The following is a 14,296-nucleotide window of genomic DNA, read 5'->3' as shown; positions in this document are numbered from 1 at the left end:
TCGCATGACCACTTTAAACAGCACCCCGCGCGCCGATGGCTTCTACATGCCCGCCGAGTGGGCGCCACAAACCCAGACCTGGATGATCTGGCCGGAGCGCCCGGACAACTGGCGCCTGGGCGGCAAACCCGCGCAAGCCGCGCACGTGGCCGTCGCCAAGGCCATCGCCCGTTTCGAACCGGTGACCGTGGCGGTCTCTGCCGGCCAATACGAAAACGCCCGTGCCCGTCTCGACGTGCCGAATATTCGTGTGGTCGAGATGTCCAGCGACGACGCCTGGGTTCGCGACACCGGCCCGACGTTCGTCATCAATAACAGTGGCGAAGTCCGTGGTGTGAACTGGGACTTCAACTCGTGGGGCGGTTTCGATGGCGGTTTGTACTCGCCGTGGAACCGCGACTCGCAGGTGGGCGGCAAGATCCTCGAGATCGAGCGCAGCCAGCGCTACCGTACCCAGGGCTTCGTGCTCGAGGGCGGTTCGATTCACGTCGATGGCGAAGGCACCCTGATCACCACCGAAGAATGCCTGCTCAACCGCAATCGCAACCCGCACCTGAGCCGGGGGGAAATCGAAGCGGTGCTCAGTGCTCATCTGGCTGTGGATAAGATCATCTGGCTGCCGGACGGTCTGTTCAACGACGAAACCGACGGCCATGTGGATAACTTCTGCTGCTACGTGCGTCCGGGTGAAGTATTGCTAGCCTGGACCGATGATCCGCAGGACCCGAACTACCCGCGCTGCCAGGCGGCAATGAAAGTGCTGGAAAGCAGCACCGATGCCAAGGGTCGCCCATTCACGGTGCACAAGATGCCGATTCCGGGGCCGCTGTATGCGACCGAGGAAGAGTGTGCCGGCGTGGATCCGGTGGACGGGACTCAGGAGCGTAATCCGAGCGTGCGTCTGGCCGGTTCCTACGTGAACTTCCTGATCGTCAACGGCGGCATTATCGCGCCAAGTTTCGACGACCCGCTGGACGGTCCTGCGAAAGAGATTCTGCAGGCGCTATTCCCGCAGCATGAAGTGGTGATGGTGCCGGGCCGCGAACTGTTACTGGGGGGCGGTAACATCCACTGCCTTACCCAACAACAGCCGGCGCCGCACAAGGAGTGAGTGGGGTTGTAACAGCCTGAACCGGCTGAAAAATCACCAAGACGCCGGTTTATCCCCGCTCTTCACCCAGAAGCCCGCAGCCCCAAAGGACTGCGGGCTTCTTTGTATCCACTTGTCGACACTTGGGAAACATTGGCACAGCTCTTGTATCTGTCACGGAGTGAAACAGGGAGGGGGAGGACTTCGATGTTCTGTCATAAACCTTGGATAAGTTAGCCGCTCACGAACCAGGAGAGAGCGCTGAAATGAACGCCGAAGTGAACGTAGTGAGAGAGCGGGCGTTGCATCCCCTGGCAGTTAATAGCGAATCGCTCCAGGTCCTGGCGCACTGGTTGAAGTCCAATGGAACGCGTCAGATCAGAGAACCTGATCCGCGCCGGATGATGATCGAGCGCTACCCCGCTGGTTTATTCAGCGAGGCGGAACTGGAAGCGTTGTGGGATGTGATGGAAGGATAAGAAGAAAAAACAAAGGATTGATGAGAGCGCTGCCGGGATGGCGGCGCTTTTTTATGGGCGATGGATTTGTAAGCTACACCCTGACCATTGTAGGAGCGAGCCTGCTCGCGATGGCGGCCTGGCAGTCACATTAACGTTGACTGACCCGCCGCCATCGCGAGCAGGCTCGCTCCCACAGGTGATTGGTGGGAACACATCAGCAGTGTTTAGAAGCTGTAGGTCCCCGTCACCACCAGGCTGCGCGGTTCGCCGGGTTGAATCTGCGCGGCGCTGGTGGCCGACGAGTAATAGTTCTTGTCGCTGATGTTGTTCAGTGCCGCACGCAAGTCCCAATCCTTCTGCCGGAATCCAGCCAGTGCATCCCAACGGCCATAACCCGGCAGTACGACGGTGTTGAGGTTATCGGCGTAACGCTGGCCGACCAGGGTCAACCCGGTTTCCGCATACCAGCCCATTTCCGGTTTCCAGGTCAGGAACAGACTGCCGTTGTGCTTGGCCACGTTGCTGATGCGTTTGCCTTCAAAGCCGTTGTTGTCCTTCTCGACCGTCGCGTCCTGTACGCCCACGCCACCGCGCACGTACCAGTTGCCGGCAATTTTACCGGTGCCGGTCAGCTCGATCCCGCGGGAACGTTGCAGGCCCGAGAGCAAGGTGACGGTCGGGTTGAGGGGATCGCTGGTGCGGCGGTTGTAGAGTTCCAGTTCGTAGATTGCCAGGGTGGTGCTCAGGCGGTCGTCGAGCCAGTCGCTCTTCACGCCGATTTCCTTCTGCTTGGTCAGCTCCGGGCTCAAGTCGTTGCTGTTACCGGCCGCGCCGGGCGTGATGCCGATCAAGCCGCCGCCCACTGGCGAGAACGTCTTGGTCCAGGAGGCATAGAAGGAATGATTCTGCAGCGGCGTCCAGACCAGGCCTACACGCGGGCTTGTGCTGTGGCTGTCACGGTCTTCGGAAATGTCGCGCAGCTTGTTGGTTGATTCGATGTCGAACGTGTCGTAGCGCAGACCGGCCAGCAGTTGCCATTGATCGTTCAGACGCAATTGATCCTGCACGTACACCGCACGGCTTTCGACTTCGGTGTGGTTGTCGCTGGACACCTGCATGCGGCCGGTATGCCGCAGATCGCGATTCGGGTTGTGCAGGTCCAGCGCCGGCACCGGCGAGCTGCCCGGCCCGGAAGTGGCCGCGTTGTAAAGGGTCGGATCGCGGCGTTGACTGCCGATCTCGATCCCGGTCAGCAGGCGATGCTCCAGGCCGAAGGTGTCGAAACCTCCCTCCAGTTCGACGTTGTTGTAGACATTGCGGGTGGTCAGGTCTTGCTGCCAATGCTGACGCGTGACCTTGTTGGTGGCCGGGGTGTATCCGGTCAGGTACGTGTTGTCGAAATCGCTGTCGAGCTTGAACACGCCCAGGGTGTGGCGCAGCTGCCAGTTGTCGCTCAGTTCATAGCTGAGTTTGGAGCGCAGGGATTGCGACTTGTCGTCGATGAAATCGTGCTCGCTGCCGTAGGTCGTATCGCGTCCTACGTCTGCCGGGCGCCCGTTTACGCCAGGAATACCGCGATCCGGCGTGCGGTTGTAACGGCTGTATTCGTATTGCACCAACCAGTTCAGGTCCGGCGTCAATTGCCAGCTCATGGATGGCGCGAACAGTTGGCGGTTGCCGCTGACACCCTCGCGAAAGCTGTTCTGATCCATGTTGCCCATGTTCAGGCGCAGGCTGATGTTCTCGGACGGATCGGTGCTGAGGTCGGCATAAAGGCTGCGTAAATCATCGCTGCCGCCCTGGGCTTCGATGGTCGAACGGCGGCCGAACTCGGGCAGTTTGCTGACCCGGTTGACGATTCCGCCCTGGCTGCCACGCCCGTATAACACGGCGGCCGGCCCTTTGAGGACTTCGATACGCTCGATGTTGTGCAAGTCGCGCACGTATTGGCTGTCGTCACGAATGCCATCGAGGTAGAAGTCGTTGCTCGCATCGAAACCGCGGATACGCAGGCTGTCGAAACGAGTGTCTGCACCGCTGCTGACGTTGGGGATGCCGCTCAATGCAGTGCCCAGATCATTGGTACCGTAATCCGAGACGTTCGAGGTTTTAATCGAGTCGATGGCTTGTGGCACGTAGCGCACCGGAGTCGCAGTCCGGGTGGCGGTGCTGGTTTCCTTTACTCGCGGATCGTCGGCCTCCGCTTCGGCACTGATCGAGGTTTCGGGTAAAACGGTGGTCGCGGCGCAGGTGAATCCGGCAGACAGAAAAGCAGAAAACCCAAGGGTGACGGGCATAAGGCGGAAGGGGGCAGGCATCTGAAGCGCATCCGAAAGGGTAGAAGAATTCGAGGGCGCGAATGGTAATGCTTGTTATTTGCTTCGGTTAATTATTCTTGAAAAGCTTCGTTGTTCGATTGTTTCAAGTTGTGTCGAGATTGCTACAGAGATTCGTCGAGGCTATTCGACCGATTCATGAAACAGACTGAACGCCATTCCAGCGTTTTTCCGCAACGGTCCGAGGATTAGTCTGCCGGCACTGAGTTTCCCTGATTGATTGCCGGAGTCTTTCCATGATCCTTCACTACATTTACGACCCTTTGTGCGGCTGGTGCTACGGCGCCAAACCGCTGGTGCACGCCGCCCAAGGCGTGTTGCCGGTGATCGCCCACGGTGGCGGCATGATGAGCGGTGCCAACCGCCAAGCCGTTTCGCCACAATTGCGCAGCTATGTGATGCCCCACGACCGCCGAATCGCCGAGTACACCGGCCAGCCATTTGGCGAAGCGTACTTCGAAGGTTTGCTACGCGACGACACGGCGGTGTTCGATTCCACCCCGCCAATCGCTGCGGTGCTGGCCGCCGAACGCATCGCCGGCCGTGGGCTTGAGTTGCTGGGGCGTTTGCAAACCGCCCATTACGTGGAAGGGAGGCGGATTGCCGATGAGGCGGTGTTATTTGAGCTGGCAAAAGAGATTGGTCTTGAGCCTGATGCCTTTGCGTCAGCCTTCATAAGCACCGACTCGGATCGCCACATCAAGGACAGCCGCGCATTGCTGGCCCGTGTCGGTGGCCAAGGTTTTCCGACCTTGGCGTTGGAGCAAAATGGTCATTTCACGGTGGTCGATATCAGCCCTTGGCTTGGTAAGCCGCAAGCGTTCGCGTCCTGGCTTGCTCAGTCCGCTTAGATGTTTTTCGCCTATGGATAGACGATTCATCAAATTGACACAGCCTTCTGGGCGCGGCTACGATCGCGCCCAACGCCTGTGGCTAACCGCCATGACTCATAAAATAATAAAAAGGCCCGCCACGATTTCTTCGTGGGCGGGCCTTTTTGTTTTGGGGTGAAAAAAGAGTGCGATAGCGCCGTTTCAGCCGTTCGACACAGCGCGTATCAACCGGTAATAAGGAAAAAAACAAAATGTTGAATAAGCGAATCAGCTTGATCGCTCTGGGGATGTTGAGCGCTACACAGGCCATGGCTAACGACCAGGCCGAATCCAAGGGATTTGTTGAAGACAGCAGCCTCAAAGTGCTGCTGCGCAACGCCTACATCAATCGTGATTACAAAGACGGTCGTGCGGACAAAGCCGAATGGGGCCAAGCGGCCATCGGCACGTTCTCGTCCGGCTTCACCCAAGGCACCGTCGGTGTCGGTGTGGATGCTTTCGGTCTGTACGCACTGCGTCTGGATGGCGGCAAGGGTCGCACCGGCGCACAAGGCATCGACTTCTTTAAAAAGGGCGACAGCGGCAACGCGGCTGACGACTTGTCCAAAGGCGGTGCAGCAGTCAAATTCCGTGTCTCCAGCACCACGCTGACCTACGGCGACCAGATGCCGGCCCTGCCGGTGCTGAGCTACGACAACTCGCGCCTGCTGCCGGAAAGCTACACCGGCACCTTGATCACCTCCAAGGAGATCAAAGGCCTGGAGCTGAACGCCGGTCGCTTCACCGCCGAATCGCGCAAAAGCGCTGAAGGCCGTGACAGTGGTGGCCTGAAGTCGATCAACGTATTGGGCGGTAGCTACCAGTTCACCGAACAATTCAAAGCGGCGCTGTACGCATCCGACGTTGAAGACGTGTTGAAGAAGCAATACGTGAACGCCAACTACGTGTTCCCGATCGACAAGGATCAGTCCCTGACCCTGGACTTCAACGGCTATCGCACCAAGCTGGATGATTCCTACGTCCGCGAAAGTGGCGCTACCGGCGACGACAACAAAATCTGGAGCCTGGCGGCGACCTTCGCCACCGGCCCGCACTCGTTCACCCTCGCGCACCAGCGCAGCACCGGCGACAGCAATCTGGGCTACGCCTACGGCGGTTACCAGAAGGATCAAGGTCGTGTCGGCGACGGCGGCAACACCATCTACCTGGCGAACTCCTACTGGTCTGACTTCAACGCCGAAGACGAGCGCAGCTGGCAGTTGGGCTACGGCCTGGACTTCACCGCATTCGGCGTTCCTGGCCTGAGCTACAACTTCGCCTACGTGCGCGGTGACAACATCACCACGTCCACCAGCGAAGGCGGCACCGAGCGTGAAATCTTCAACCAGTTCAAGTACGTCGTGCAAAGCGGCCCGGCCAAAGACCTGAGCGTGAAACTGCGCAGCTCGATCCTGCGTGTCTCGCAGAAATCCAGCGAGTACAACGTCAGCGGTAACGAAGTGCGTGTGTTCGTGGATTACCCGATCAACATCTTCTGATGATCGACTGAGTGTTCAACACTCACTAAAGAACCCCGACTGGCTCGGGGTTTTTTTCGCCTGAGATCCGTTGAAAAACGCATAAAAAGGCCATTTTCGATCGTAAAAAGTCAAACTAATGCAACGTCATGCTCCGTTTCAAGCAGCGCTTGATATGCCTCAAATTCTTTCTCATGGACGTAAATCCTGTGCTCTCTAGATTAGGCAGCTAAATGCACGGAGATTTTTAAAATGATCGTTTTGAACAAAGAAGTGGGCGAGTTTCTACGGCGTGACAAATATGCGAACGTCCGGGGTGCTGACTTCAATCTTTTCGGTCATTTCAACGATTTCGTCAGATTGACCAATAGCTGGGAAAACATGGAGCCGGACAGTTACTACGGACAGTCCGAGGCGGGCATGCGCTACCGTCGCTACAGCGATTTCGAGTACAACCCGGTCACGCGCGATCTGAAGCAACTGGAACACCGCGCCTATGTTCAGTCCAAGGCGAACAACAGTTATGTTGGCGGGATGGTTCGGCACTTCCAGGACTTCTCTGATGAAATCATCAGTTCGCCGGTGATGCGCAGCCTGATCGACACCGACTTCGAAGTGTACAAAAACGTTTTGCCACCTGAGTTGCACGACGAAATCTGGCAGTGCCAGATTCATCAGATCCGCATCGAGATCAAGCCTGGCAAACAACTGGAAATCACCCCGGAAGGTATTCACTGCGACGGTTATCCGTTCAGCGGCGTGCACTTCTGGGGACGCAATAACGTTGAAGGGGCAGAGAGCCGGTTGTACGACACGGAAAACCAGGAGCACCTGGCCTCGACGACGTATCAGGAAATCCTCGACACCACCTACTTTCTCGATCGCGACATGCGTCACTACGTGACACCGGCACGCAATACCCATTCTCACGACATGGCGTACCGGCAGATTCTGGCGATCTCTTTCTCGCGGCCCGGGACCGCTTTCGACATTGTTCGCTGAACAGTACAACACCGTGACCAGCCTCGCCGAGTGCCCCGCACCGGTGATGCTGCGGCGCACCACGGCCAAGGATGCACAGCGCCTGGAACGCTTCTTTCGGCAATTCGAAGAAGTGTCTTTCTGTGAATGGCAGGACGCCAAATGCCTGCGCAGTGTGCTGGTGCAGAAGACCACCACCGCGTTTATCGCACTGGACGTCAGCGGCGAAATCGTCGGCGCGGTGTTGGGCGGAATGCTCGGCAGTCGCGGCACGATCAACCACCTCGCCGTGAGCCCGGATTACCGCAGCCAAGGCGTCGGTCAACGCCTGGTTGAAGCAGCGTCGTCAGACATGAAGCGCGTGGGCGTGCTGCGGATGTTCCTGTTTGTCGACGATGCTAACCTTGCCGGCCAGCGCTTCTGGAGTGCCCAGGGTTTTTGCGAGCCGCGCGGCGAAAGAACATTTGAGAGGGACCTATGAATGAGACGTCCAGCAGCCAGCCGCTGATGGTCGAGCCGCACGCTTCGCGCACCTTCGCCGAAGCCAGCCCGGTGGTTGCGGGTTACTTCACGGTGTCGTTTGTGTTCGGTTTGATGGCGGTGAACGCCGGGTTGCCTGTGTGGCTGCCGGTCGCCATGTGCCTGTTCGTGTATGCCGGCGCTTCGCAGTTCGCGGCCCTCGCGCTGATTTCCAGCGGTGCGTCGCTGACCACCATCATCCTCACCACGTTTCTGATCAACGCGCGGCACATGCTGATGTCGGTCTACATGGCCAAGGCGTTGCAGGCGATGGGCCTCAGCCGAATGGAGCGCTGGTGTTACGCGGGCGGGCTGACCGATGAGTCGTTCGCTTTTCACAGCGTCAAACTGGGCAAAGGCTCGCCCGTCAACGTGCGTTACCTGATCGGTTTCAATCTGTATTGCCACACCTCGTGGGTGCTCGGCGGTTTGCTGGGGGCGATTTGCGCGCAGTATGCGGCGCACTTGATCCAGTATCAGCTCGACTACGCGTTGACCGCGATGATGCTCTACGTGCTGGTGTCGCTGTGCAACACGCGTAACAAACTCATCGCCGCACTGGCCGCCGTCGCCTGCATGGGCGTGCTGAGCCTGGTCGGCAGCTCGCCCTTCAACGTATTCATCGCCACATTTGTGGGCTGCGGGGTGGGCGTATGCCTGACCAAACGTTCCTGATTCTGGTCGTTGTGCTGATGATGGCCGTGACCTTCCTGCCGCGCGCATTGCCGCTGCAAGTGAACACTGACCATTGGCCGCCCTTCGTCGCTCGGGCGCTGGAATACCTGCCGGTGGCGATCGTCGCTGCAATCAGCCTCACGCCGTTGTTGATCAAGGATCAGCACGTGCAGCTCGATCGCCCGGAATTTTATGCCGCGATTCCGACGTTGTTATGTGCGTATTTCAGCAAAAACCTCTTTCTCTCCGTTGCGGTGGGAACGGCTGCGTACATTGCGCTCGGCTCGTTCATGTAGCGGGAGGTCGACCACATCGTGCAAAGCCTGGCCCGACAACTCAGGATTATTGATCGCCAGCCGCACTTCAAGGGCATCCTCGAAGCCGGGGAAAATCGTCAGGCCATTGCGCTGGGCTGCATCCCGCGAAACCATGCCAAGGCCGTCCATCTGGGTGATCAACGACAGCGTCAGGGTTTCGCTGCACGAATAGACCATCCGCTTGCCCGACTCGTAATTGCCGAGACCGGCGTCGAGAAAGCGCAAGAAGCTGTGGGAATACGGACAATCGTCTGCCGGACGCACCTGAAACTTGTTGCCGAGCAGCACCAGCGGATCATGTTCCTGACCGCAATGCGCACCGACCACCTGCACCTGGACCTCGGGCAGGATGATGCTGGGCAATCCCGGCTTCTGCGGACCAATCAGCACCGCCAGGTCAAAGTCTTCGTTCTTCAGCTTGCTGAGGTTTTCCATCGACTCGGCGTAGCTGAATTCCAGCTGATAGTCGGGAAACACCTCAATCAGGCGTCCGATCATTCGCCGATTGAAGTCAGCCGACAGCGTCGTGTTCAGCGCTACCTTGAGCGTGCGCTGCCCAGGCACCTTCAACGCGGCGACTTTTTCTTCCAGTTGCCGCGTGGCAACCAACACCTTGTCCATGTAAGGCGTGAGTTCCGTGCCCTGCGTGGTCAGGGTCAAACCCTTGTTGGAGCGACGAAACAACCGAAAACCGAACTGTTCTTCGACCTTGTTCAACTGCGCGGCCAACGCCTGCACGGTTAAACAGGAATGCTCTGCCGCCGCCGACAAAGAGCCGGTCTGAACAATGCGCATGAGGTTGCGTAGGGTTCTGCTATCCATTGGGTAATGCCCTCTAAAGTGGGCTGGCTATTGTTGAGTACCTGGCCGCCGGTTGGGCGATACGTGCTGGCTATAATCCTGCACCTGAACACGCTTGTCCCGAGTTTAGTAGCGAATTGATGCTGCGTCCGATGGTTGGAGGCTTACATAGAGTCGAGGTTTTTTGGGAAAGCTGGGTGATCAGGGTCAAAAAAATGCTCAGGCCGGGAGGTTTGGGCATTTTTTTTGGGGTTGTGAATGCTCGACCTTGCCGCTTTTCTGTATCTGAGGGCGGCTACTGCGGTGGCTGGCAAAGGTATTTGTGAAAAAACAGGTTTCCTCCATAAATGATCAAAACGATCATTTGAATGATTGATTTGCGCAATTAAGAACGAAAGCCTAAGATTATTTTGACTGACTCAATCACCAAATGATCGAATCAGTCAGTTTCGAGGTGAAGTACGTCTTACCAAACAATTATAAAAGGAGACCCTCGTGGCCCAAATTCCTATCAAGCGCACCATTGAACGCATCCCTGGCGGCATGATGATTGTCCCGCTGCTGATTGGCTCACTGGTGGCTACATTCCTTCCTGACACACCGAAGTTTTTCGGCTCTTTCACCAATGCGCTGTTCACCGGGGCGTTACCCATCCTCGCGGTGTTCTACGTCTGCATGGGCGCGAGCATCAATATCAAGGCCACACCTTATCTGCTGAAGAAGGGCGGCACGCTGCTTATCACCAAAGTCGGCATCGCCGTGCTTATCGGCATTGTGCTCGGGCATTTTCTCGGCGAGCAGCCGATCTCGTCTGGCCTCTTCGCCGGCATTTCAACGCTGGCGGTCGTCGCCGCGATGAACGACACCAATGGCGGCTTGTACATGGCGCTGATGGGGCAATACGGTCGATCCGAAGATGTCGGCGCCTATTCGGTCATGTCCCTGGAGTCCGGGCCTTTTCTGACCATGGTCACCTTGGGGATCGCCGGCCTGTCGGCTTTCCCTTGGCCGACGCTGGTGGGCAGCATCCTGCCACTGGCCCTCGGCATGCTATTGGGCAATCTCGACCGTGACATGCGCGACTTTCTGGCCAAGGCCGTCCCGGTGATGATCCCGTTTTTTGCCCTTGCACTCGGCGCCAGCCTGGACTTGCATAACGTCTGGCAGGCCGGTTTGCTGGGTCTCGGCATGGGCGTTGCGGTGGTTGTGCTGACCGGCATTCCGCTGTTCTTCGCCGATCGTTTGACCGGTGGCACGGGCGTCGCGGGTGTTGCCGCCGCCACCACCGCCGGGAATGCCGCCGCCGTCCCTGCACTGATTGCGGCAGCCAACCCGGTGTACGCCGAAGCGGCCAAGAGCGCGACCATACTGGTAGCCGCCTGCGTCGTGGTCACCGCAATTCTTGCGCCGTTACTCACCGCCGCCGTCGCCAAACGCGTGCAGCAGCGCAGTCCTGTCGTCATGCCTGAACCGGGGATCGAACCTCAAAAGCAGGAGGCTTTGCGATGAGGATTCTGATCATCGCTGACGATCTGTCCGGCGCGGCAGATTGCGCCATCGGCTTTGCCAGCGTGGGGATGCAAACGGTCGTCACCCTCGACCCCCTGAATGACGAGGCTGACGCTCAAGTGATTGCCGCGGATACGGACACTCGGCGCCTCCCACCCGCGAGGGCTGCCGAGCGCACGGTCGCGGCATTCAAAGCGCTGCACAAACCCGGGCAGCGGCTGTACAAAAAAATCGATTCGACGCTGCGCGGCAACTGGGCGGCTGAGGTTGCCGCCCTGCAACCGTTGGCCGGCCTGGCCATCGTCGCCCCGGCGTTTCCGGCCACCGGGCGCACGTTGCGCGGCGGTCGCGTGTTCGTCAACGGCCAGCCGCTGGAAACCACCGACACCTGGAAACTGGAAAACGCCGACCGTCCGGCCGATGTCGAAGCGATGCTGATTGCCGCAGGCCTGAGCACTGCGAAGCTCGACCTCGACACCTTGCGCGGCAACGAAAAAGCGCTCGAGCGGCACATTGCTGAAATTGCCGGCAATGGCACGCAGGCGCTGATCGTCGATGCGCAGACCGAAGACGACCTGCTGACCCTCGCTCGCTTGACCGCGTCGATGGATCAGCCGCTGTTCTGGATCGGTTCGGGTGGCCTTGCACGGGAAATCGCCAGTCTTCCTGATTTATCCGAAGCACAGTTCACGACTATCGAACCTGCGGCCCTCGAAAAAAGCCAGGCGCCGATTCTGATCCTTGTCGGCAGCCTCTCCGGCGTCTGCGAGCGACAATGCGAGCGGCTCAAAGAGCGTGGCGGCGTCAGCGAACTGGTTATACCGCCTGAAGTCCTTCGTCAGGGTTCAACCCACGGCGATTGGTCGCTCTGGCAATCGCGCATTGGCGAGCAACTGGACGGCTGGAGTGACCTGCTGCTGCGCATCGGCCGCGATGAAGCGTTCGATCCCCAAGAGGGCGCGCAACTCTCGACCATGCTCGCCGTGCTGGTCGAACCGCACTTCGCCAAGGTCGGCGGCCTGATCGCCACCGGCGGCGAAACCGCGCGGGCCATATTGACCACCGTCGGCATCGACAGCCTGCAACTGCTGACCGAAATCGAAGCCGGCGTCGCCTTCGCCCGCCCGACCGTTTCCCGCCAGGGCCATCGTCCCGGCATCGTTACCAAGGCCGGCGCGTTCGGTACCGACAACGCCTTATATGCGGCATGGCAACACCTGAGCGACAGCGCCGATCGCTCCCCGCCCCAACGCACACGAATCCAAGGACTCGAATGAACACTATGAGCAATTACCTCCCCATCATCGGCATCACCATGGGCGACGCCACGGGTGTCGGCCCGGAAATCATCGTCAAGAGCCTGACTCACGACATCGTCTACCAACAATGCCGGCCGCTGGTGATCGGCGATGCCCGTCGCCTCGAACAGGCCAACGTCATCGTCGGCGGAAGTGCCAAAGTGCGCCGCATCGAGGACGCCTCCCAAGCCTTGTACGAAGCCGGCGCCATTGACTGCATCGACCTTAACCTGATCCCCGACGACCTGCCGTTCGGCGAACTGTCGCCCATCGCCGGTGACGCTGCTTATCAATACATCGCCCGCGCCGTGCAACTCGCCGAGGCCAGCCAGATCGACGCGATCTGCACCGCACCGCTGAACAAGGAAGCGCTGCACGCCGGCGGCCACAAATACCCCGGCCATACAGAAATGCTCGCGCACCTGACCAACGTCGACGAAGTGTCGATGATGTTGGTGGCGCCTCAACTGCGGGTGATTCACGTCACGACCCACATCGGCATCATCGACGCGATCCGCAAGATCGAGCCGGGCCTGGTCCAGCGCACCATCGAGCGCGGCAACGCGACACTGATCAAGGCCGGCATTGCTCGCCCGCGAATTGGTGTTTGCGGGATCAACCCCCATGCCGGTGAAAACGGACTGTTCGGTTATGGCGAAGAAGAGGAAAAAATCATCCCTGCGGTGAAGCTGCTGCAAGAACGCGGCCTCGACGTCACCGGCCCGCTGCCTGCTGACACCCTGTTCTTCCGCGCCGGTCGCGGTGACTTCGATCTGGTGGTGGCGATGTATCACGACCAAGGCCACGGCCCGGTCAAAGTGCTCGGTCTGGAAGCGGGCGTAAACGTCACCGTGGGCCTGGACGTGATCCGCACCTCGGTCGACCATGGCACCGCGTTTGATATCGCCGGCAAAGGCATCGCCGATGAGCGCAGCCTGCTCGAAGCGCTGCGCCAGGGCGCCGAGCTTGCCACGCGACGGGGATGAGGCGCAGGGGCTCGGTCGTGTAAGATCGACCACCGTCCCCACAACGAGACCTGCCATGAAAGCCTCCGAACGCCACCGCGCCATCCTCGATCTCGTGCGAATTGGCGATGCCAACGTCGAGCAATTGAGCGCGGCACTCGGGGTCTCGGAAGCCACGGTACGGCGGGACCTGACCATGCTCGCCAAACAGCGGCACCTGGTGCGCACCTATGGCGGCGCGACTGCGGTGGTCGGCGTTCATGAGCCGGAAGCCTCGCTCGAAGAACGCAAAACATCCCAGTGGGAACAGAAAGATGCCATCGCCCAGGCAGCGGCGGCCCACGTTCAGGATGGCGATACCGTCCTGCTCGACGGCGGCACCACGTGCGCCGCACTGGCCCATCATCTGTGTTCGCGACAAGACGTGCATGTGGTGACCAACAATTTGCTTGCCGTAATGACCCTGGCCAATGCGCCGGGTATTCGGTTGACGTTGATCGGCGGCGATCTGCGCGGTTCGAGCATGAGCACGTTGGGGCCGCTGGCGGAGCTGACGTTGAGTCGGCTCAGTGTCGACAAGGCCTTTCTGGGTGCGGATGGCGTGGTTGCGGAGTTTGGTTTGTGTGAGGCGAGTGCGCAGCAGGCTTATTTGAAGGAATGCATCATCAAGCGAGCGGCGCAGATTGTTGTGCTCGCGGACACTGACAAGTTGGGGCGCGCCCGACAGCAGCACTGGACGCCGATTGAGCGGGAGTGGCGGTTGATTACCGGAGCTTCAGCGGATGAGGCGGCGCTTGCGCCGTTTTATGCGCTGAAGCAGATCACTGTGGAAACTGTGAGCGTCGACAACGCTTAAGGTTGTGAACGTTTTTATGCAAAAGACCCATTTTATGATCGTTTTTGTGCACGTAGATTCGTTTTTACGCACAAAGCATATGCCAACACCCTCTCATTGACGCAAAAAGCCCCGATTGATTCGGGGCTTTTTTATGCA

At 59.1% G+C, this 14,296-nt stretch carries 14 protein-coding genes; 12 read left to right on the top strand and 2 right to left on the bottom strand.

Translation table 11 applies throughout. The features are described 5' to 3' along the window. Positions 1-4 precede the first annotated feature (4 nt). Positions 5-1,111, top strand: coding sequence for an agmatine deiminase (gene aguA / locus AB4N91_RS25415; RefSeq protein ID WP_077747519.1), 1,107 nt, complete (start codon positions 5-7; stop codon positions 1,109-1,111). Positions 1,112-1,356: 245 nt separating this feature from the next. Beyond that, a complete protein-coding gene (locus AB4N91_RS25410; protein ID WP_010464685.1) occupies positions 1,357-1,569 on the top strand; it encodes a hypothetical protein in 213 nt (70 codons plus the stop codon). A 206-nt stretch (positions 1,570-1,775) separates the two neighbouring features. Here the strand turns inward: AB4N91_RS25410 and AB4N91_RS25405 are convergent, their stop codons facing one another. Further along, positions 1,776-3,869 carry a TonB-dependent receptor gene (locus AB4N91_RS25405; RefSeq protein ID WP_010464683.1) on the bottom strand — a complete coding sequence of 698 codons (2,094 nt, stop codon included), beginning with the start codon at positions 3,867-3,869 and terminating at the stop codon, positions 1,776-1,778. 254 nt (positions 3,870-4,123) lie between these two features. Between AB4N91_RS25405 and AB4N91_RS25400 the strand changes: the two genes are divergently transcribed. The 6 genes from AB4N91_RS25400 to AB4N91_RS25375 all read left to right on the top strand — a co-directional run bounded on the left by AB4N91_RS25400 (position 4,124) and on the right by AB4N91_RS25375 (position 8,708). Further along, positions 4,124-4,738 carry a DsbA family protein gene (locus AB4N91_RS25400; protein ID WP_102593438.1) on the top strand — a complete coding sequence of 205 codons (615 nt, stop codon included), beginning with the start codon at positions 4,124-4,126 and terminating at the stop codon, positions 4,736-4,738. Between the two features lie 233 nt (positions 4,739-4,971). Continuing rightward, complete coding sequence (locus AB4N91_RS25395; protein ID WP_010464680.1) at positions 4,972-6,258, top strand: OprD family porin; 1,287 nt, start codon at positions 4,972-4,974, stop codon at positions 6,256-6,258. 231 nt (positions 6,259-6,489) lie between these two features. Beyond that, positions 6,490-7,239: a 2OG-Fe dioxygenase family protein gene (locus AB4N91_RS25390; protein WP_102593439.1), complete on the top strand. Its 750-nt coding sequence runs from the start codon at positions 6,490-6,492 to the stop codon at positions 7,237-7,239. Positions 7,240-7,285: 46 nt separating this feature from the next. After that, the gene (locus AB4N91_RS25385) at positions 7,286-7,699 is read left to right on the top strand and encodes a GNAT family N-acetyltransferase (RefSeq protein WP_169857613.1); all 414 of its coding nucleotides are present in this window, start codon (positions 7,286-7,288) and stop codon (positions 7,697-7,699) included. Next, positions 7,696-8,412 (top strand): AzlC family ABC transporter permease, encoded by a 717-nt coding sequence (locus AB4N91_RS25380; protein WP_010464674.1) that lies wholly within the window; start codon positions 7,696-7,698, stop codon positions 8,410-8,412. The genes AB4N91_RS25385 and AB4N91_RS25380 overlap by 4 nt, the downstream gene beginning before the upstream one ends. After that, positions 8,391-8,708, top strand: coding sequence for an AzlD domain-containing protein (locus AB4N91_RS25375; protein ID WP_010464672.1), 318 nt, complete (start codon positions 8,391-8,393; stop codon positions 8,706-8,708). Before AB4N91_RS25380 ends, AB4N91_RS25375 begins: the two co-directional genes overlap by 22 nt. Here the strand turns inward: AB4N91_RS25375 and AB4N91_RS25370 are convergent. Then, positions 8,625-9,551 (bottom strand): LysR family transcriptional regulator, encoded by a 927-nt coding sequence (locus AB4N91_RS25370; RefSeq protein WP_042932449.1) that lies wholly within the window; start codon positions 9,549-9,551, stop codon positions 8,625-8,627. The two genes, AB4N91_RS25375 and AB4N91_RS25370, sit on opposite strands and share 84 nt — an antisense overlap. Before the next feature lie 474 nt (positions 9,552-10,025). Between AB4N91_RS25370 and AB4N91_RS25365 the strand changes: the two genes are divergently transcribed. From AB4N91_RS25365 to AB4N91_RS25350, 4 genes are read left to right on the top strand one after another with little or no spacing between them, the layout of a single operon-like run. Further along, a complete protein-coding gene (locus AB4N91_RS25365) occupies positions 10,026-11,039 on the top strand; it encodes a 2-keto-3-deoxygluconate permease (protein ID WP_010464667.1) in 1,014 nt (337 codons plus the stop codon). Continuing rightward, on the top strand, positions 11,036-12,316 hold the full coding sequence (locus AB4N91_RS25360) for a four-carbon acid sugar kinase family protein (protein WP_221108024.1): 1,281 nt from the start codon (positions 11,036-11,038) through the stop codon (positions 12,314-12,316). The genes AB4N91_RS25365 and AB4N91_RS25360 overlap by 4 nt, the downstream gene beginning before the upstream one ends. Positions 12,317-12,321: 5 nt before the next feature. Then, positions 12,322-13,323, top strand: coding sequence for a 4-hydroxythreonine-4-phosphate dehydrogenase PdxA (gene pdxA, locus AB4N91_RS25355; protein WP_460111869.1), 1,002 nt, complete (start codon positions 12,322-12,324; stop codon positions 13,321-13,323). Positions 13,324-13,378: 55 nt separating this feature from the next. Next, positions 13,379-14,158: a DeoR/GlpR family DNA-binding transcription regulator gene (locus AB4N91_RS25350; protein WP_145309143.1), complete on the top strand. Its 780-nt coding sequence runs from the start codon at positions 13,379-13,381 to the stop codon at positions 14,156-14,158. Positions 14,159-14,296: the final 138 nt, after the last annotated feature.

This window comes from Pseudomonas sp. H3_D04 (assembly GCF_054669175.1).
The sequence above is the reverse complement of the archived record's forward strand: the minus strand, read 5'-3'. Positions and strand labels throughout refer to the sequence as shown.